Raw genomic sequence first — 17,333 nt, 5'->3', positions numbered from 1 at the left:
TTTCATCTCCTAATTATATTTCAAATTGTTGTTGAACGAAGTCTAATGCTGCTTTGCCATCTCGAGTTAAATTAATGTATTCAACACCTTGTGTTTTAGCTAATTTAATACCTAGTCGATCTGTATCTTGTTTTATATCTTCATAGTTAGAAGCAACTTGAGGCGCTAAAATAATTAATTGATAGTCTTTCATAATATCCATATGTGCACCATAACCACCAGCTGCCGCTTTTACAGGTACCTGATATTCTTCTGCAGCCTTGTTTAACGCATTTGCAAGTAATCCACTTGCACCGCCACCGGCACATAAGACTAAAACGTTATTTTGTTCGTTAATTGAATTTGATGAATTTTTAGCCGATACTTCCTCATCTGAAGGTGCTGATTCAGTTGTTGTCGTTTCATTTGCACCAGCAGTTGCTAAAATTGCATCTGCTTTTTTCGTATCAAAGTTTGCTGATACTTTTTCTTTTAATTCATTATTTACTTCTTTATTACCTCGTTCTTCTTCAAGAATTTGTTCATCATATACTTTTAAAAATGGATAATAAATCATAACATCAACTACAATTAATACAATTGCTAACACAAATGACCAAAATGCAAATCCTGTGCCCATCACAATACCAAGAGGACCTGGTGTCGTCCATGGTAAGAAGATGCTAAAACTATTCATTTTAAGTACATCAACAAAGAATTTAAAGATCCATACGTTTGCTATTGGTGCAAAAATAAATGGTATGAAAAATACTGGGTTTAATACGAGTGGTGCACCAAATAAAATTGGTTCATTTACTCCAAAGAATGTTGGTACAACTGATGCTCTACCAATTGCTTTATTTCGTTTTGATTTAGTTAACCACATAAACATAAATGGCACGACTAATGTAGCACCGGTACCCCCCATAGTTGCAACGAACATTTGTGTACCAGGTGTAATAATTTTATCTGCATGTTCTCCTGCTTGAATCAAATTTAAGTTTGTTTCAAGATTTGCATAAGTAATTGCAGCGATTGCTGGTTCAACAATAGATGGACCATGTATACCTACAAACCAGAAGAATGCGAAAGCACCGAAGATAAGTGTGACACCAATCCAGCCATCTGCCGCAGTAAATAATGGTTCAAAGATTTTTAATACGGCGTTCGCTACATTTGTATGAATAAATGTTCTTGATAATAAATCTAATGCATAAATAATGATAATAACCGCTGACAACGGGAAGATATCTTTAAATACCTGAGAAATATTTGGTGGTACTTCTTTAGGCATTTTTATAGTAATATTTCTTTTAATAAAGAAATTATAAACAATTACAGTAATAAAGGCTGAAATAAAGGCTGTTAATAATCCTTTTGTGCCCATAAATGCACTTAAAAATCCACCCTCTTTAATAGGATCTGCTGCTAAGAATAAAAATCCACTCATCGCAGCCATCATTGTAGAAATAAAGTTAATTTGATTGGTTTTATCTAATTTCCTGTTGTAGGAATCGGTTAAAGACTTAGCTGTGGTTCCAGCTACAATCAAACCAACAATTCCCATGGTATAGTTATATGGTTTCATCAATATACCTTCCATCGTTTTACTCCAAGTGAAGCCAAACACGTTAGGTACATATGTGATTAAAATAAATATACTTGAGAACAAGATAATTGGAATTGCTGCAATAAATCCATCACGAATCGCTCTTAAATAAATATTACGAGATATTTTTTCAAAGAACGGCTTTCCTTTTTCTATCCATGCTATTAACTTATTCATAGGGGTCAGCTCCCTTTTTTGTATAATTCAATTAAATGCTTCATTAAATCTTTTAATAATAACGTTGTCATTAAATGGTCTTGACCGTGAATCATTGTAATACTAAATGCAATGTCATCACCTAGCGCTTCTTGAGCTAATAAGTTTGTTTGAGCTTTATGTGCATTTGCAATACATTCATTTGCTTCCTCCGTAAGTTGTTCAGCTTTATCAAAATCACCTTCATTAGCAGCGTTTAATGCCTCTAATAATTTCGAACGTGCATCTCCTGCATATGCGACAATTTCAAAACCAAGTAATTGTACTTCTTCTCTGTTCATATGAATAACCTCCCCTAAGTTATTTTGCTTTCCAAGATGTTGCAGTTGTTTTTAGTACTTTATTTAAATCATCAATGTTTTTATATCCAGTTGTACGTAACCATTCTCTTGCAGCTTGTTCTCCTTGTTCAATATAAACTTTAACTGCACCAGACCATGTCGCACGCCCACATAACACACCATTGAAATGTGCACCTGCATCATGTGCAAATGTTAATGTTTCTTGGAATAATTCAGCTGATACACCAGCACTTAAATAAATATAAGGTAAATGTGTCGCTGCTTCTTGATCACGGAAATGTTGTGCTGCTTCTTCTTTTGTGTATACAACTTCACCCTCTGTAAATCCTTCAACAAAATTCATATTTACGGGTACTTCAACTTTAAGCACATCAACATTGAATCGATCTTCAGAGAATAACTTCATTGCTTCATTTACTTTACGAGGTTTTACTTTTGCAAATTCAGCACTTTTATTATCTGGAATATTATCATCATAAGTTAACACTTCTAAGAAAAATGGAATGTCTTCAGCAACACATTCTGAACCAATTCGTTCAATATAAGCTTTCTTTTGAATGTTAATCTCTTCTGAATCATCTACATCATAATAAAGTAAGAATTTAATTGCATTGGCACCCTGTTCTTTTAAACGTTTAGCAGACCATTCTACTAAGCAATCTGGTAAACGACCTTTTGCATTCACGTCATATCCAGTTTTTTCATATGCAAGTAATAAACCACACTCTTTATTACGTGCATCAGAAGCAGGTAAGCCATATTCAGGATCTAAAAGAATAGAAGATGCATATTGTGTTAACTCTTCTGATACAAGTACTTTTAATTGTTCAATTTGTTCAACTGTAGGAGGTTCTGTTTGATGTTCAGCCATCATTCTTTTTAATGCTCCACGTTGATCAAATGCTAAAGCTGAAATAATCCCATCTTGATTACTTAATTGTTCGATTGATGCTAGTTTTTGTTGTGATTTTGTCATGAATTACACCTCTATAACTTCAATTTGTTTGAATAGTTCTTTAAATTTATTTACATTAATATGACCTGTTTGATGCTCCATTGCATTTAACATTCCAAATGCATTAGCTTTTTTCAGTAAATCTTCATCGGATTGTTGATGAACAAGACCTGATGCAATACCTGCCACTGTAGAATCACCAGACCCTACAGGATTAACGACTTCTATTTTTGGAATATTTACTTTATAAAATGTTTGATGATGTTTAGCGAAAGCGCCATCGCCACCTAAAGAAACAATAATCCATTCAATACCTTTGAATATGGGTTGAGTAACCGCTTCTTTTAAACTATCGATATCTGTAGTGACAGTAGTGTGTAATAATTGAGATAATTCATCAATATTAGGTTTTATCACTGAAGGCTTATTTTCGCTCAACAATACATCCATTAATGATTGACCAGAACTATCTAAAATCGTAGGTAGACCTTGTTCATTAGCTAATTTCACAATATCAGCGTAGTAACTTGTATTAAGACCTTTAGGTAAACTTCCAGACATCGCTATAACATTAGCTCTTTTAAATAGTTCTAAAAGATGTGTTTTATAGCTCTCTGCTTCTTCCTTGCCAATAGTTGGTCCTTGTTCGAGTATTTCAGTTTGTTGTCCTTCATGTAGAATGGCGATACAATTTCGTGTTTCTCCTTTTATTTTGAAGAAAGACTGTTCAATTTGAGCATCCATTAATTGTTCTTCAATAAATTGACCTAATGCGCCACCTAAAAAGCCACTTGCTAACACATTTTCGCCAAATTCTGATAATACACGTGTTACATTTAATCCTTTTCCTCCAGCAGTTTTACTCGTCTTTTTAACTCTATTCACAGTATCTAGATGAAACTGTTCTAATGGGTAAGAGATATCAACTGAAGGATTTAAAGTTAATGTTAGAATCATTTCACATCTTCCTTAATCGTGATATTTACCTTTGTCCCATTTTTCTAAGAATTCATCAAAGAAGTGAGGATTAGCTTGATTATCGTTATGTGCTTCCAAATGATTAATTTTAGCAATTAATTTTTTATTTTCTTCAGTAGGTTTGTATTCCGCTTTAATAAATGCATCAACGATATCGAAAATAAATAATTCGCCTGCTACTTTACCGCCGAAACTAACAACATTAGCATTCAATTCTTCTTTTGAATAAAGTGCTGATGTCATATCACGTACTAATGCTGTTCTTACACCTGGGACTTTGTTTGCTGCATTACTAATACCAACGCCAGTACCACAAATACATACGCCTAAATCTGCTTCTCCACTAGCAACTTTTTCTCCTACTTTTTTACCGAAGATAGGATAATGTGTACGTGTAAAATCATACGTACCTACATCAATAACTTCGTGTCCTTGAGCTTTTAAATGTTGTGAAACTTCCATTTTTGTATCAGTTACAATGTGATCGCAACCTATAGCAATTTTCATTATTTATTCCTCCAATTAGCACATTTTATTTAACATATCTACACGGATTTGGTGACGTCCGCCATCATAGTGTCCATTTACAAATTCTTTAGCAATATTTTTTGCTAATGTATCGCCTACAATTTCAGAACCCATTGTAATCATGCGTGCATTGTTGTGACTACGTGTCATATATGCTGAACGTTCATCTGATACTTCAGCAGCAATCATTCCTTTTACTTTTGTAGCGACAATAAAACTACCTGCACCATAAGCATCCACTGCAATTCCTAAATTATCATCGTTCTTTTGTACTTCGTGTACAACTGCTAATGTTGAATCAACAAAGTCTAATTCTTTTCCTTCTGTTACATCTACTACATCATGGTTATTTTCTTTTAAAAATGTTTTTATAACATCTTTAAGACGTTGACCAGCGACATCTGAACAAATAAAAATTGTCATAATGATTCTCCTTTGAAAATAAGATAATTAAACACATGTGTTTGAAAAAGCGCTTTCAAATATTTACACCTAAATTATAAACATAAATAAACAAATAATCAACAATAAATGTTCGAATGTTGTTTAAAATTTTGTTTTTTTAAACAAAACATTTCATTTTTATGTTTAATTACGTTCAATTATCTAAAAAAATACCAAGATTGTTTAAATAAACAATCTTGGTATCATTCAATTAATGTATCACTTCTGTATAAGCTTTTAATTTTTGTACATTATCTTCATCATTTTTATCTACAACAACTGCTGTTAAATCTTCTAAATGACATAATTGGGTAAAATCTTCTTTTCCAATTTTTGAAGTATCAATTAATAAGTATTTTTCAAGTGAACGATGAAGTGCAAGTTGTTGTGTATACGCTTCGTCAATTGTAGAAGTGAGCACATCTGCATCTTTTATTCCATTACAACTAAAAAACATTTTACTAAATCGTTTTGTTTTAAGAAGCGTATTCGTCATTTCACCTACAAATGATTCAGTAAGTTCTCTCATTTCTCCACCTAATAAGTAAACTTTAAAATTTAGCGAACGCTTTTCAAATAATATTTGAAATACTGGAAAACAATTCGTAATCACTGTTAATGACTCTCGATCTATTAATTGAGCCAGTAACTCGATTGTTGTTCCAGGTCCCAAAAAAATCGTATCGTTTTCTTCAATTAAGTTAACAGCTTTCCTTGCGACAGCACGTTTTTCTTCAATATTCTCTGTGTGCTTTTCTTGATGAGACTTTTCTTTAATTTGAAAAGCTGAATTACTACGTGCACCGCCATGTATTTTAGTTAGTAATCCTTTTTCTTCTAGTTCAGCTAAATCACGACGTACTGTCATATCAGATACGTTAAGTTCCTCAACGATTTCATTCGTCCTAACCGTTCCTTTTTGATTTACGAGTTTAGTAATTTCTTCTAAACGATCGTATTTATTCATTCAAATTCTCACATCCAACTCTATTTTATTAAAAAGTTCTTTTTATAAGAACAATTGATTTTTTATAAAGATTTTAAACGCAATTTCATTCTATACTATTATATGTTTTAACACTATTATTTATTGTTTTTCAACATTCATTGCTTCTTGAAAACTAGAAAATAAATAGCAAAATATGTTGTAATAATAGTATAAGATTTATTTTTAAAAAAAACTATACAGTATTGATGATAAATGAGGTGCTCCGATTGGGTAATAAAATCGAAAAATTAAAAGAAATTGTTGATAAATCAAACAAAATTGTATTCTTTACTGGTGCAGGTGTATCGGTTGCAAGTGGTATACCTGATTTCCGTTCAATGGGTGGATTATTTGATGAAATTTCAAAAGAAGGTTATTCACCTGAATATTTATTAAGTGTTGATCATTTAAATGATAATAAAGAAAGCTTTATCGACTTTTATCATAAACGACTACTAGTAGCAGATAAAAAACCTAACATCGTCCATGAGTGGATTGCAGAGTTAGAAAAAGAAGGCAAATCTTTAGGTGTGATTACCCAAAATATCGATGGGTTACATGAAGATGCCGGAAGTGAACAGATTGATGAAATTCATGGTACACTGAATCGCTTTTATTGCATCAATTGTGGAAAAGAATATACGAAATCATATGTTATGGGACACAAATTAAGATATTGTGAGAACTGTGGTGATGTGATTCGCCCTGATATCGTATTATACGGTGAAATGCTCGATCAACCTACTGTCTTTAGAGCATTAGATAAAATCCAAAAAGCAGATACTGTCATTGTGTTAGGTTCATCCTTAGTCGTACAACCTGCTGCAGGCTTTATTTCTAACTTTACAGGAGATAATCTTGTAATTATTAATAGAGACGCTACACCGTATGATAGACAAGCAAGTTTAGTTATTCATAATGACATGACAGAAGTTGTTGAAGAAGTATTTAAAAAATAAATATAAAGTTCAAAAGCTAGAGGTTTTATGAATCTCTAGCTTTTATTGCATACAAAAAGCACTTCTCGAAATTGAGAAGTGCTTTAAACATTTCAGTTGAACACAAACTGCTAACGCAATTTGCATACAGAACTTGTAAGCAAACAAGTTTGCAACAATTCCAGCATTAACGTTTTGAGAATTGTGGAGAACGACGTGCTTTTTTAAGACCTGGTTTTTTACGTTCTTTCATACGTGGGTCACGAGTTAATAGACCTGCGCGTTTTAAAGAACCTCTGTATTCAGGATCTGCTTCTAATAATGCACGTGCGATTCCGTGACGGATAGCTTGTGCTTGTCCAGTGAAACCACCACCGTGTACGTTAACTAATACATCATAGTTACCTTTAGTTTCTGTAACATCAAATGGTTGGTTTAAGTCTAAGATTAATGATTCGAATGGTAAGTACTCACGTACGTCACGTTCGTTAACTGTGATATTACCTTCACCTGGTACTAAACGTACACGTGCTACTGAGTTTTTACGACGGCCTGTGCCTCTATATTCAACTTGTGCCAATGTAATTTCCTCCTTCTAATTAACCACGTAACTCGTAGTTTTCTGGTTGTTGTGCAGCGTGTGGATGTTCAGCGCCACCATATACAAATAATTTTTTACCTTGTTTTTCACCTAAACGTGAACTTGGTAACATACCTTTGATTGAAGTTTCAAGTAAACGTTCTGGATTATTACGTTTTAACTCACCAGCTGTAACTGATTTGATACCGCCTGGGTGGTTTGAGTGACGATAATAAATTTTATCTGATTCTTTTTTACCAGTTAATTCGATTTTAGAAGCGTTAATGATGATTACATAATCACCAGTGTCAACGTGTGGTGTATAAGTTACTTTATTTTTACCGCGTAAGATAGATGCTACTTCAGATGATAAACGACCTAATGTTTGGCCTTCAGCATCAATAACATACCATTTGCGCTCAATGTTTGATTCATTTGCCATAAATGTTTGACGCATAATAATTGTCCTCCTAAAAATAAATGCTTCGTTTTAGATTACAGGTACGTATCGCAGTCGAACCTACGAACGAGGCCTGCAATCTATTCATTCTGTTACGATTTTCAAAGCGTAAATGTTCATTTATTTTATTCCTGTATAATTTGCTTATATATCTTGTAACACAATAAGTTTCCGGGGCTTATCATGGGGTGGATATAAAACAATACCGTTAACTATGTTATATTTTATAACTCCATTTGTCAATGCAATTTAGTCATTTTGTAATGATTTTTTACGATGAATTTTAATATTGTCTCCAAAGTCTGTTGTTAAGTCTTTTTCTGTTAAATATATCTTCTCTAAATAGAGACCTTCTGCAGGTGCTGTAAATGGTACACTATTTCTATTTTTTTCATTTAATAGCGTTGACACTTCACTTGCATGACGCTTACCTTTTCCTACTTCAATTAGAAACGCTACTAACACGCGAACCATATTATATAAAAAGCCTGACCCTGTCACAACATAGTCAAACCCTTCATCTGTTTGGATGATTTCACTTTGATATAACGTACGTACTTTGCTTTCGACTTCAGTCTTTTGAGAGCAGAATCCTGTAAAATCATGTGTTCCAATGAAATGTTTTGCAGCTTCGTTCATTTTTGAATAATTTAAATCTTCCTTAATAAATGTCTTTAATCCACTTTCAAAAGGATTACGATGCGTTGCTTGATATACTTTATAACGATATCGCTTGCCTAGACAGTCATAACGACAATGAAAATGATCATCGACTTGTTGAACTTCTTTGACGTATATATCATCAGGTAGAGCACTATTCATCGCATACTTCCATTGCTGTGGTTCAATATTTAAGTCTGTATCAAAATGAAAAAATTGTTCATACGCATGTACACCTCTGTCCGTACGACTAGAAGGATGAATGCGAACATGTCGCCGATGCATACGCTTCAATATCTTTTCAAATTGCTGTTGCACAGTTCTTCCTTGCTGTTGAATTTGAAACCCTAGAAATTGACTTCCTTGATAAGAAATATTAACGAGTATACGCACTGTATTACACTCCAATATATTTTAATACTAATAATACTATGGCTATTGGGATGATACTTATTAAGCACATCGTGTCTCCAATATGCCATTGTAGCTTTCTATAACTTGTTCGTTTTACATTAGCATCATAACCACGTACTTCCATAGCGATTGCTAATTCCTCCGCTCTTTGAAAAGCTGAGATAAATAATGGAATCATTAAAGGAATAAATGCTTTTATACGTGTCATTAAGCCACCCGAACTTAACTCAGAACCTCGTGATTTTTGAGCTAGTATGATTTTATCTAATTCATCCATTAAAGTCGGAATGAATCTTAAAGCGATTGACATAATCATGCTTAATTGATGCACAGGCAATTTAAACCATTTTAATGGCGTTAGCAATTTTTCAAAAGCATCTGTTAAATCGATTGGGCTCGTTGATAGCGTCATTATTGTTGCAACCATAACAATTGTGATGAGACGTAATGAAATAAAGATACCTTCTAAAATACCAGCACTATCAATTTTAATAATTCCAAAATCAACTAATCTTGTACCACCGTGTGTGAAGAAGATATGCATGAAGAATGTGAATATAGTAAAAATAAATATTGGTGTTAACCCTTTTATTAAAAACCATAATTTAATCTTCGCTAAAAACATAAACATTAGAATTAATAAAATAATCCACCCAAACGTTGCAAAAGAATGAGCAAAAAATATTAAAATAATAAACATAAATACAAATAAAACTTTAGCTCGTGGATCTAGATGATGAATTACAGAGTTATTTGGTAAATATCTACCTATAATTAATTTATTCTTCATGATGTTGCCACTCCTGGTACATACTTACAAATTCCTTCTCAGTAAGTGCGGTTGTCTTAAATTTAATACCATGTTTAATTTCAATATCACGTTGTAACTGAACAATATCTGGTAAGGCTATATGCCACTCTTCAAGTTTACTACCTTGTCTAAACAACTCTTTTGGTGTGACTTGCTCGATAATATTTCCATCATTCATCACGATAATTTCTTCAGCATATTTCGCAACTTCATTCATATCATGAGATACAAGTATGATTGTTTTATTTTGTTTTAGCTGTATTTCTTTAAATAGCTCCATTACTTGTTGACGGCTCTTTGGGTCTAATCCAGCAGTAGGTTCATCTAAAACAATGACATCCGGGTTCATAGCTAAGATTGAAACAATTGCAATTTTACGTATTTGGCCACCAGACATCTGGAATGGTGACAAAGACATAACATTTCTTGGAAAACCTAACTCTAACAATAAATCAAAAGCTCTTTCTTTCACTTCTTCAACATTCATTCCAAAATTCTTAGGTCCAAACTCAATTTCTCTTTCAATATTATCTTCAAATAATTGTGATTCAGGAAATTGAAAAACTAGTCCAACTTTTTGTCTGATTGGTCTAATAAATTTATCTTTAGTTTTAGAATGAATCATAAGTTCATCATGCTCAATATTGCCATTAGTAGGTTTTAATAACCCATTGAAATGCTGAATTAAAGTTGATTTTCCACTTCCAGTTTGTCCAACAATTGCATAGTATTTACCCTGCTCAATAGTTAAATTAATGTGGTCTAACGCTTTATACTCATATGGTGTACCCTGTTGATAGGTGTATGTAACATCATTAAACTTAATTTTCATAGCTTTTCGACCAACCCTTCGTAAGTAATAAAGTGGTCATCAAATCCTAAAAGTTGATTAATTTTCATTGAGAAAGGTAAATCTAGTCCAATTTCTTGTAACAATTTTATATCTTTAAATATTGTTTGTGGATTTCCTTCTTTATAAACTGTTCCTTGATTCATTACTATGACATGATCACCTTCAAGCGCCTCAGTTAAGTCATGCGTAATCGAAATAATTGTTACATCTTTAGTTGCTTTAACTTCTTGTATTAAACTCATCAATGATTTCTTGGCTTGAGGGTCTAACATAGATGTCGCTTCATCTAATATAATGACTGAAGGACTTAATGCTAACACACCTGCAATAGCTACTCGTTGCTTCTGTCCTCCTGATAATGAATGTGGTTCACTATCAGCATAATCGGTCATTCCAACGTCACTAATAGATTGTGCTACTATTTCTTTCATTTTTTCAGTTGGAACAGCGTGGTTCTCTAAACCAAACGCAACATCGTATTTAACAATCGAACCTACAAATTGATTTTCTGGATTTTGGAAGACAATTCCAACGTGTTCTCGTATATCTTTGAAACCATTATTGGAGATTGGTGATTGATTGAAAAAAATCGTACCATTGGTCGCAATTTCAATACCAACTATTAATTTAGCTATTGTTGATTTTCCTGACCCATTATGTCCAACAATTGAAGTCCATTGATTTTTAGGAATCTTAAAGGATACATTATTTAATGTGAAGGCTGCATCGCCTTGATATTGAAAGTCAACTTGCTTAAGTTCAATAATATTAGTGTTATTCGCCTCCACTAGAATCCCTCCTAAAACTTTGTACTAGTATAGTTTACATGAATATGAATTGCATGTATATTATTGTTTTATTGCATTTTTTCAAAATAAAAAAGGGCCGGACAGAATTCATTTCGAATCCATTGTCCCGCCCCCTATTAAAGATGACTAAAACTGAAAAACTAAATAAAAGCTTTCATTTCGGTCAACTAATGCGATTTTTTCAATATAAACTATGACCATTTGAGTTCTTAAATAATAATTTATTGGTTGAATAGAAGCTAATTGCTTCTTTGAAAATAAAAAAGCGCGCACCCCATCATATTTTAGTTGAGTTCACGCTTTGAAATATATTTAATTGATGGGGCACTCTGAGCTAGACAATATTTGTATGTGGCAAACATTATCGTTGCACTCATTTGCTTTACATATAAGTAGTTAGTGTATTTATATCTTGAATTAATCTACTAATTCGATGATAACTGATTCAGCACCGTCTCCGCGACGAGGACCTACTTTAAGAATACGAGTGTAACCACCTTGACGTTCTGTATAACGTTCAGCAATTTCACCGAATAATTTTTGAAGTGCAGTTTGTGTAGTTTCATCTTCATTTAAGATTTCAACATTACGTAATGTTTTTGCAGCATTACGACGAGAAGCTAAATCTCCTTTTTTACCTAAAGTGATTAATTTCTCAACAACACTACGAACTTCTTTTGCACGAGCTTCTGTAGTTTCAATGCGCTCACTAACGATAAGTGAAGTAGCTAAGTCACGTAACATAGCTTTACGTTGATCAGAAGTACGACCTAATTTTCTGTAACCCATGAGTTGACCTCCTTTAACTTATTAATCTTCTTTTCTGAATCCTAATCCTAAATCTTCTAATTTATATTTTACTTCTTCTAGAGATTTACGACCTAAATTACGAACTTTCATCATATCAGCTTCAGATTTATCAGCTAACTCTTGAACTGAATTGATTCCTGCACGTTTTAAACAGTTGTATGAACGTACTGATAAGTCTAATTCTTCAATAGACATTTCAAGTACTTTTTCTTTTTGATCTTCTTCTTTTTCAATCATGATTTCAGCATTTTGAGCTTCATCTGTAAGACCTACAAAAATATTTAAATGTTCAGTCAAAATCTTAGCAGCTAATGATACTGACTCTTGTGGAGTGATTGAACCATTAGTCCAAACATCTAAAGTTAATTTATCAAAATCACTACTTTGACCGACACGTGTGTTTTCAACTGTATAGTTAACACGTTCAACTGGTGAGTATAGTGAATCAACAGGAATTACACCGATTGGTAAATCACTAGTATTATTTTGTTCTGCTAATGCGTAACCTCTACCCTTATTAGCAACTAGACGAATTTTTAAATGTCCACCTCTAGACACTGTTGCGATTTTAAGTTCTGGATTTAGAACTTCTACATCACTATCGTGAGTAATGTCACTTGCAGTAACTTCGCCTTCATCTCGAACATCGATTTCTAATGTTTTATCTTCTTCAGAATAAATTTTAAGTGCTAATTTTTTGATGTTCATAATAATTGTAGAAACATCTTCAACAACATTATCTATAGCTGAGAATTCGTGTAAAACACCTTCGATTTCAATGTACTTAACGGCTGCACCTGGTAATGAAGATAGTAGGATACGACGTAAGGAGTTTCCTAGTGTAGTACCGTAGCCACGTTCTAGTGGTTCAACAACGAACTTACCGAATTTAGCATCTTCACTAATTTCAATTGTCTCAATTCTAGGTTTTTCAATTTCTATCATTTACAAAAATCCTCCTTAATTACGTCGACTTAATTTTAAACTGTTTCGCTCAGTGACCTGTAACATTAACAATCTATTATAAATTAGACGCGACGACGTTTTGGTGGACGACAACCGTTATGAGGTACTGGAGTAACGTCTCTGATTGCAGTTACTTCTAAACCAGCTGATTGTAATGCACGGATAGCTGATTCACGACCTGGTCCAGGTCCTTTTACTGTTACTTCAACAGTTTTTAAACCATGTTCCATTGCAGATTTTGAAGCAGTTTCAGAAGCCATTTGAGCTGCGAATGGTGTTGATTTTTTAGATCCTTTGAAACCTAATGCACCAGCTGATGACCAAGATAAAGCATTACCAAATTCATCAGTGATAGTTACGATTGTATTGTTGAATGTTGAACGGATGTGAGCCACACCATTTTCAATATTCTTTTTAACTCTACGTTTACGAGATACTTGTTTACGTGCCATTTATATTTGCCTCCTTTACCTATTATTTTTTCTTGTTAGCTACAGTTTTTACTGGGCCTTTACGAGTACGTGCGTTGTTTTTAGTTTTTTGACCGCGAACTGGTAAACCACGACGGTGACGGATACCACGGTATGAAGAAATTTCCATTAAACGTTTAATGTTTAAGTTTTGTTCACGACGTAAGTCACCTTCAACTTTATAACTGTCAACAACTTCACGAATACGACCTAATTCATCATCTGTTAAATCTTTTACACGTGTGTCTGCTGATACGTTAGCTTCTTCAACGATTTTTTTAGCTGTTGAAGTACCAATACCATATACATATGTTAATGAGATAACAATGCGTTTTTCACGTGGGATATCTACTCCTGCAATACGTGCCATATATTATTTACACCTCTCTTTTATTAACCTTGTCTTTGTTTGTGCTTAGGATTGTCACAAATTACCATTACTTTACCTTTACGTTTAATGACTTTACATTTTTCGCAAATTGGTTTAACTGATGGTCTTACTTTCATTTTTATACCTCCCTATATTATGGAGTGACGATTATTTATAACGATAAGTAATTCTACCGCGTGATAAATCATACGGAGACATTTCTACAGTTACTTTGTCGCCAGGTAGAATACGAATATAATTCATTCTAATTTTACCACTTACGTGAGCTAAAATCTCATGACCATTTTCTAATTCTACTTTAAACATAGCATTTGGTAAAGTATCTAATACTGTACCTTCTAATTCAATTACATCTTGTTTCGCCATTGATTAACTTCCTCCCTTTTTACAATAGTAAGGTAATCGTCAATAGACAACTTCAACGATACGAATCTAATATAGTGACTAGTTAAAATAAGTTTAACAAAATGCGGGAATTATTATCGTCATTCGACACTCAGAAAATTAATTCTTGCCAGAGAAACCTAATCAAATTCACATAAATCTAGACCGTATTAAGTTGATCTATTTTAATTGATCTAAGATATCAATGACATCTTTGGTTACATCGTCAATATCTTTCGCACCATCAATGTTTTTTAGCACACCTTTTTCATTATAGTACTCTAAAATAGGTTTTGACTGTTTAACATTAACGTTTAAACGATTAGATACTGTTTCAGGATTATCATCTTCGCGTTGATAGAGCTTTCCACCATCAATATCACAAATACCATCAACCTTTGGAGGATTAAATACAAGATGATAAGTCGTACCACATTTTTCACAGATACGACGACCTGTAAGACGATTCATTAATTCTTCCTCAGGAACTTCGATGTTAATGACAGCATCGATGTTTCTACCAAGCTCAGACATAATATCATTTAACGCCTCAGCTTGATCGATTGTTCTTGGGAAGCCATCTAATAAAAATCCTTTTTTTGCATCGTCTTCAGATATTCTTTCTTTAACGATACCTACAGTAACTTCATCAGGGACTAATTCTCCACGATCCATGTAAGATTTAGCTTCTTTTCCTAAATCTGTTTCATCTTTAATCGCTTTTCTGAACATGTCACCAGTAGATATATGTGGTATTGGGAATTTCTTAACAATTTCACTCGCTTGAGTTCCTTTACCTGCGCCAGGTAAACCCATTAAAATGATATTCATAAATTGCCCTCCTACAAATTATCTACCACCAAAGCCTTTATATTCTTTTTGACTCACTTGAGCTTCAAGTGATTTCATAGTTTCAATTGCGACACCAATTACGATTAATAAACTTGTACCACCAATTTGTATAGATTGAGGTAAACTCATGAATTTAGTCGCTAATATTGGTAATATCGCAATGACTGCTAAGAAAATAGAGCCGACAAAAGTTAAGCGATAAAGTACTTTAGTAATATATTTTTTAGTTTGTTCACCAGGTCTAATACCTGGAACGTAACTACCTTGTTTCTTCAAGTTATCAGCCATTTTTTCAGGATTAACTTGAACAAAGGCATAGAAATACGTAAATGCGATAATTAATACTACATAAACAATCATGCCATAAGTGTTTGAAGGGTTTGCATATTCAGATATAGTTTGCGCCCAATCAGCTTTCGGGAAGAACAATGTTAATGTTCTTGGCAATAAGAAAAATGCCATCGCAAAAATTACTGGAATTACCCCTGCAGAGTTAACTTTTAAAGGTAGATAAGTTGCTTGTGATCCTAATCTTTGTGCAGACTGTTTTTTAGCATATTGGATAGGAATTTTACGTTTCGCTTCTAGTACATAAATAGCCCCAATTGTGAGTAAAACTAAACCTACTATTAAACCAATAACCTTTAACCATGCTAATGTAGTATCATCATTACCAACGAATGCTTGTTGCACGAATTGAATAATTGATGAAGGCAAAGTTGATAAAATACCTGCAAAGATAATGATAGAAATACCATTACCAACTCCGAATTGAGTGATTTGATCACCAAGCCAAATTAGAAATGCAGTTCCTGCTGTTAAAACAACGGCAATCAATAAATAACTCATAATAGATTGGTGAATAATTAATTTACCACCTAAATAGTTATTAAATTGGAATGCCATACCAATTGACTGTATAAAAGCCAAAATGATAGCGAAATAACGTGTTACATTGCTAAGCTTTCTTTTACCTACTTCACCTTGTTTCGCCCATTCAGAGAATTTCGGAACAATATCCATTTGTAGTAATTGCATTACGATAGATGCGGTGATGTAGGGCATGATGCCCATAGCAAATATTGAAAAGTTCTTTAAGGCTCCGCCACCAAACGTATTAAGAAGAGCGGCGACTCCTTGATCAGAACCTTGTTGTTCAAAAGGCTCAGGGTTAACTCCTGGAGCCGGAATGTAAGTTCCTATTTTGAATATAACTAACATTGCTAAGGTAAAGAAAATCTTGTTTCGAACTTCTTTAGTTTTAAAGAAGCTCACAAGCGTTTGAAACATTAGATCACCTCGTGTGCTCCACCTTTTGCATCAATTGCTTCTACTGCTGAAGCTGAGAATTTATGAGCTTTCACTGTCAATTTTTTATCAAGTGAGCCATTACCTAGTACTTTGATACCAGATTTTTCATTCTTAACTACACCAGTTTCAACTAATAAAGCTGGAGTTACTTCAGTACCATCTTCAAATTTATTAAGTTGGTCTAAGTTAACAATAGCATATTCTTTACGATTAATGTTAGTGAAACCACGTTTTGGTAAACGACGGAATAAAGGTAATTGTCCACCTTCAAATCCAGGTCTTACGCCACCACCTGAACGTGCTTTTTGACCTTTTTGTCCGCGACCACTAGTTTTACCGTTACCAGAACCAGCACCACGGCCAACGCGGTTACGTACACGACGTGAACCTTCAGCTGCTTTTAACTCATGTAATTTCATTATATAGGCACCTCCTTAATTATTTTTCTTCTACTGTCAATAAGTGTCTAACTTTGTTGATTTGCCCACGGATAGCAGGGTTATCTTCAACTACTACTGAACTATTAGTCTTTTTTAGACCTAAAGCTTCAACAGTTTTACGTTGTGTTTCAGGACGACCAATAACACTACGAGTGAGGGTAATTTGTAATTTAGCCATTATTTAT

Annotated in this window: 24 protein-coding genes; 1 reads left to right on the top strand and 23 read right to left on the bottom strand. The window is 33.5% G+C overall.

All coding sequences use genetic code 11. The features are described 5' to 3' along the window. Positions 1–13: 13 nt before the first annotated feature. The 7 genes from HMPREF3265_RS01475 to HMPREF3265_RS01445 all read right to left on the bottom strand — a co-directional run bounded on the left by HMPREF3265_RS01475 (position 14) and on the right by HMPREF3265_RS01445 (position 5,978). Positions 14–1,765: a lactose-specific PTS transporter subunit EIIC gene (locus tag HMPREF3265_RS01475; protein WP_070860896.1), complete on the bottom strand. Its 1,752-nt coding sequence runs from the start codon at positions 1,763–1,765 to the stop codon at positions 14–16. Between the two features lie 5 nt (positions 1,766–1,770). Then, on the bottom strand, positions 1,771–2,085 hold the full coding sequence (locus HMPREF3265_RS01470) for a PTS lactose/cellobiose transporter subunit IIA (protein WP_070860895.1): 315 nt from the start codon (positions 2,083–2,085) through the stop codon (positions 1,771–1,773). Positions 2,086–2,104: 19 nt separating this feature from the next. Next, positions 2,105–3,082: a tagatose-bisphosphate aldolase gene (lacD, locus tag HMPREF3265_RS01465; protein ID WP_070860894.1), complete on the bottom strand. Its 978-nt coding sequence runs from the start codon at positions 3,080–3,082 to the stop codon at positions 2,105–2,107. A gap of 3 nt (positions 3,083–3,085) precedes the next feature. Next, complete coding sequence (locus HMPREF3265_RS01460) at positions 3,086–4,018, bottom strand: tagatose-6-phosphate kinase (RefSeq protein WP_070860893.1); 933 nt, start codon at positions 4,016–4,018, stop codon at positions 3,086–3,088. A gap of 12 nt (positions 4,019–4,030) precedes the next feature. Further along, complete coding sequence (gene lacB, locus HMPREF3265_RS01455; protein WP_011275156.1) at positions 4,031–4,546, bottom strand: galactose-6-phosphate isomerase subunit LacB; 516 nt, start codon at positions 4,544–4,546, stop codon at positions 4,031–4,033. A gap of 15 nt (positions 4,547–4,561) precedes the next feature. Then, a complete protein-coding gene (gene lacA / locus HMPREF3265_RS01450; protein ID WP_070860892.1) occupies positions 4,562–4,990 on the bottom strand; it encodes a galactose-6-phosphate isomerase subunit LacA in 429 nt (142 codons plus the stop codon). 232 nt (positions 4,991–5,222) lie between these two features. After that, a complete protein-coding gene (locus HMPREF3265_RS01445) occupies positions 5,223–5,978 on the bottom strand; it encodes a DeoR/GlpR family DNA-binding transcription regulator (protein ID WP_070860891.1) in 756 nt (251 codons plus the stop codon). Between the two features lie 248 nt (positions 5,979–6,226). Here HMPREF3265_RS01445 and HMPREF3265_RS01440 point away from each other — a divergent pair, with 248 nt between their 5' ends. Beyond that, on the top strand, positions 6,227–6,958 hold the full coding sequence (locus tag HMPREF3265_RS01440; RefSeq protein ID WP_080497799.1) for an NAD-dependent protein deacylase: 732 nt from the start codon (positions 6,227–6,229) through the stop codon (positions 6,956–6,958). A 166-nt stretch (positions 6,959–7,124) separates the two neighbouring features. On the opposite strand, the gene rpsI is transcribed toward HMPREF3265_RS01440, so the two are convergent. The 16 genes from rpsI to rpmD all read right to left on the bottom strand — a co-directional run bounded on the left by rpsI (position 7,125) and on the right by rpmD (position 17,326). Beyond that, a complete protein-coding gene (gene rpsI / locus HMPREF3265_RS01435) occupies positions 7,125–7,517 on the bottom strand; it encodes a 30S ribosomal protein S9 (protein WP_011275150.1) in 393 nt (130 codons plus the stop codon). Positions 7,518–7,536: 19 nt separating this feature from the next. After that, positions 7,537–7,974 carry a 50S ribosomal protein L13 gene (rplM, locus tag HMPREF3265_RS01430; RefSeq protein ID WP_070442762.1) on the bottom strand — a complete coding sequence of 146 codons (438 nt, stop codon included), beginning with the start codon at positions 7,972–7,974 and terminating at the stop codon, positions 7,537–7,539. A gap of 252 nt (positions 7,975–8,226) precedes the next feature. Further along, positions 8,227–9,030 (bottom strand): tRNA pseudouridine(38-40) synthase TruA, encoded by an 804-nt coding sequence (gene truA / locus HMPREF3265_RS01425; RefSeq protein WP_070860890.1) that lies wholly within the window; start codon positions 9,028–9,030, stop codon positions 8,227–8,229. Positions 9,031–9,034: 4 nt separating this feature from the next. After that, complete coding sequence (locus tag HMPREF3265_RS01420; protein WP_070442768.1) at positions 9,035–9,841, bottom strand: energy-coupling factor transporter transmembrane component T family protein; 807 nt, start codon at positions 9,839–9,841, stop codon at positions 9,035–9,037. Continuing rightward, a complete protein-coding gene (locus HMPREF3265_RS01415; protein ID WP_070860889.1) occupies positions 9,831–10,694 on the bottom strand; it encodes an energy-coupling factor transporter ATPase in 864 nt (287 codons plus the stop codon). Before HMPREF3265_RS01415 ends, HMPREF3265_RS01420 begins: the two co-directional genes overlap by 11 nt. Next, complete coding sequence (locus HMPREF3265_RS01410) at positions 10,691–11,503, bottom strand: energy-coupling factor transporter ATPase (RefSeq protein WP_070860888.1); 813 nt, start codon at positions 11,501–11,503, stop codon at positions 10,691–10,693. Before HMPREF3265_RS01410 ends, HMPREF3265_RS01415 begins: the two co-directional genes overlap by 4 nt. A 438-nt stretch (positions 11,504–11,941) precedes the next feature. Continuing rightward, entirely contained in the window at positions 11,942–12,313 is a 372-nt protein-coding gene (gene rplQ, locus HMPREF3265_RS01405; protein WP_011275144.1) for a 50S ribosomal protein L17, read from the bottom strand. A gap of 21 nt (positions 12,314–12,334) precedes the next feature. Further along, on the bottom strand, positions 12,335–13,279 hold the full coding sequence (locus HMPREF3265_RS01400) for a DNA-directed RNA polymerase subunit alpha (RefSeq protein ID WP_070860887.1): 945 nt from the start codon (positions 13,277–13,279) through the stop codon (positions 12,335–12,337). A gap of 83 nt (positions 13,280–13,362) precedes the next feature. Then, positions 13,363–13,752: a 30S ribosomal protein S11 gene (gene rpsK / locus HMPREF3265_RS01395; RefSeq protein WP_000101625.1), complete on the bottom strand. Its 390-nt coding sequence runs from the start codon at positions 13,750–13,752 to the stop codon at positions 13,363–13,365. Positions 13,753–13,774: 22 nt separating this feature from the next. After that, positions 13,775–14,140 carry a 30S ribosomal protein S13 gene (rpsM, locus tag HMPREF3265_RS01390; RefSeq protein ID WP_011275142.1) on the bottom strand — a complete coding sequence of 122 codons (366 nt, stop codon included), beginning with the start codon at positions 14,138–14,140 and terminating at the stop codon, positions 13,775–13,777. A 23-nt stretch (positions 14,141–14,163) separates the two neighbouring features. Then, positions 14,164–14,277 carry a 50S ribosomal protein L36 gene (gene rpmJ, locus HMPREF3265_RS01385; protein ID WP_001829709.1) on the bottom strand — a complete coding sequence of 38 codons (114 nt, stop codon included), beginning with the start codon at positions 14,275–14,277 and terminating at the stop codon, positions 14,164–14,166. A gap of 31 nt (positions 14,278–14,308) precedes the next feature. Continuing rightward, positions 14,309–14,527 carry a translation initiation factor IF-1 gene (gene infA / locus HMPREF3265_RS01380; RefSeq protein WP_001829792.1) on the bottom strand — a complete coding sequence of 73 codons (219 nt, stop codon included), beginning with the start codon at positions 14,525–14,527 and terminating at the stop codon, positions 14,309–14,311. A gap of 198 nt (positions 14,528–14,725) precedes the next feature. Continuing rightward, positions 14,726–15,376 carry an adenylate kinase gene (locus HMPREF3265_RS01375; RefSeq protein WP_011275141.1) on the bottom strand — a complete coding sequence of 217 codons (651 nt, stop codon included), beginning with the start codon at positions 15,374–15,376 and terminating at the stop codon, positions 14,726–14,728. Positions 15,377–15,394: 18 nt separating this feature from the next. Next, positions 15,395–16,687, bottom strand: a complete 1,293-nt coding sequence (gene secY, locus HMPREF3265_RS01370) for a preprotein translocase subunit SecY (protein ID WP_011275140.1) — start codon at positions 16,685–16,687, stop codon at positions 15,395–15,397. Next, on the bottom strand, positions 16,687–17,127 hold the full coding sequence (rplO, locus tag HMPREF3265_RS01365) for a 50S ribosomal protein L15 (RefSeq protein ID WP_011275139.1): 441 nt from the start codon (positions 17,125–17,127) through the stop codon (positions 16,687–16,689). Before rplO ends, secY begins: the two co-directional genes overlap by 1 nt. Positions 17,128–17,146: 19 nt before the next feature. Continuing rightward, positions 17,147–17,326, bottom strand: a complete 180-nt coding sequence (rpmD, locus tag HMPREF3265_RS01360) for a 50S ribosomal protein L30 (protein WP_011275138.1) — start codon at positions 17,324–17,326, stop codon at positions 17,147–17,149. Between the last annotated feature and the right edge of the window lie 7 nt (positions 17,327–17,333).

Origin of the sequence: Staphylococcus sp. HMSC62B09 (genome assembly GCF_001839115.1) — a bacterium.
GTDB lineage: Bacteria > Bacillota > Bacilli > Staphylococcales > Staphylococcaceae > Staphylococcus > Staphylococcus haemolyticus.
Note: the sequence above shows the minus strand (reverse complement) of the source record. Positions and strands in the feature narration are given on the sequence as shown.

What these genes read in the sequence shown, in the direction of transcription:
- lacB (WP_011275156.1), bottom strand. Translation starts at nt 4,546, where the DNA reads ATGAAAATTGCTATAGGTTGCGATCACATTGTAACTGATACAAAAATG.
- HMPREF3265_RS01400 (WP_070860887.1), bottom strand. Translation starts at nt 13,279, where the DNA reads ATGATAGAAATTGAAAAACCTAGAATTGAGACAATTGAAATTAGTGAA.
- HMPREF3265_RS01460 (WP_070860893.1), bottom strand. Translation starts at nt 4,018, where the DNA reads ATGATTCTAACATTAACTTTAAATCCTTCAGTTGATATCTCTTACCCA.
- rpmD (WP_011275138.1), bottom strand. Translation starts at nt 17,326, where the DNA reads ATGGCTAAATTACAAATTACCCTCACTCGTAGTGTTATTGGTCGTCCT.
- HMPREF3265_RS01420 (WP_070442768.1), bottom strand. Translation starts at nt 9,841, where the DNA reads ATGAAGAATAAATTAATTATAGGTAGATATTTACCAAATAACTCTGTA.
- rplQ (WP_011275144.1), bottom strand. Translation starts at nt 12,313, where the DNA reads ATGGGTTACAGAAAATTAGGTCGTACTTCTGATCAACGTAAAGCTATG.
- rpsM (WP_011275142.1), bottom strand. Translation starts at nt 14,140, where the DNA reads ATGGCACGTATTGCAGGAGTAGATATCCCACGTGAAAAACGCATTGTT.
- HMPREF3265_RS01375 (WP_011275141.1), bottom strand. Translation starts at nt 15,376, where the DNA reads ATGAATATCATTTTAATGGGTTTACCTGGCGCAGGTAAAGGAACTCAA.
- secY (WP_011275140.1), bottom strand. Translation starts at nt 16,687, where the DNA reads ATGTTTCAAACGCTTGTGAGCTTCTTTAAAACTAAAGAAGTTCGAAAC.
- HMPREF3265_RS01415 (WP_070860889.1), bottom strand. Translation starts at nt 10,694, where the DNA reads ATGAAAATTAAGTTTAATGATGTTACATACACCTATCAACAGGGTACA.
- rplO (WP_011275139.1), bottom strand. Translation starts at nt 17,127, where the DNA reads ATGAAATTACATGAGTTAAAAGCAGCTGAAGGTTCACGTCGTGTACGT.
- rpmJ (WP_001829709.1), bottom strand. Translation starts at nt 14,277, where the DNA reads ATGAAAGTAAGACCATCAGTTAAACCAATTTGCGAAAAATGTAAAGTC.
- HMPREF3265_RS01445 (WP_070860891.1), bottom strand. Translation starts at nt 5,978, where the DNA reads ATGAATAAATACGATCGTTTAGAAGAAATTACTAAACTCGTAAATCAA.
- infA (WP_001829792.1), bottom strand. Translation starts at nt 14,527, where the DNA reads ATGGCGAAACAAGATGTAATTGAATTAGAAGGTACAGTATTAGATACT.
- HMPREF3265_RS01475 (WP_070860896.1), bottom strand. Translation starts at nt 1,765, where the DNA reads ATGAATAAGTTAATAGCATGGATAGAAAAAGGAAAGCCGTTCTTTGAA.
- rplM (WP_070442762.1), bottom strand. Translation starts at nt 7,974, where the DNA reads ATGCGTCAAACATTTATGGCAAATGAATCAAACATTGAGCGCAAATGG.
- lacD (WP_070860894.1), bottom strand. Translation starts at nt 3,082, where the DNA reads ATGACAAAATCACAACAAAAACTAGCATCAATCGAACAATTAAGTAAT.
- HMPREF3265_RS01470 (WP_070860895.1), bottom strand. Translation starts at nt 2,085, where the DNA reads ATGAACAGAGAAGAAGTACAATTACTTGGTTTTGAAATTGTCGCATAT.
- rpsK (WP_000101625.1), bottom strand. Translation starts at nt 13,752, where the DNA reads ATGGCACGTAAACAAGTATCTCGTAAACGTAGAGTTAAAAAGAATATT.
- lacA (WP_070860892.1), bottom strand. Translation starts at nt 4,990, where the DNA reads ATGACAATTTTTATTTGTTCAGATGTCGCTGGTCAACGTCTTAAAGAT.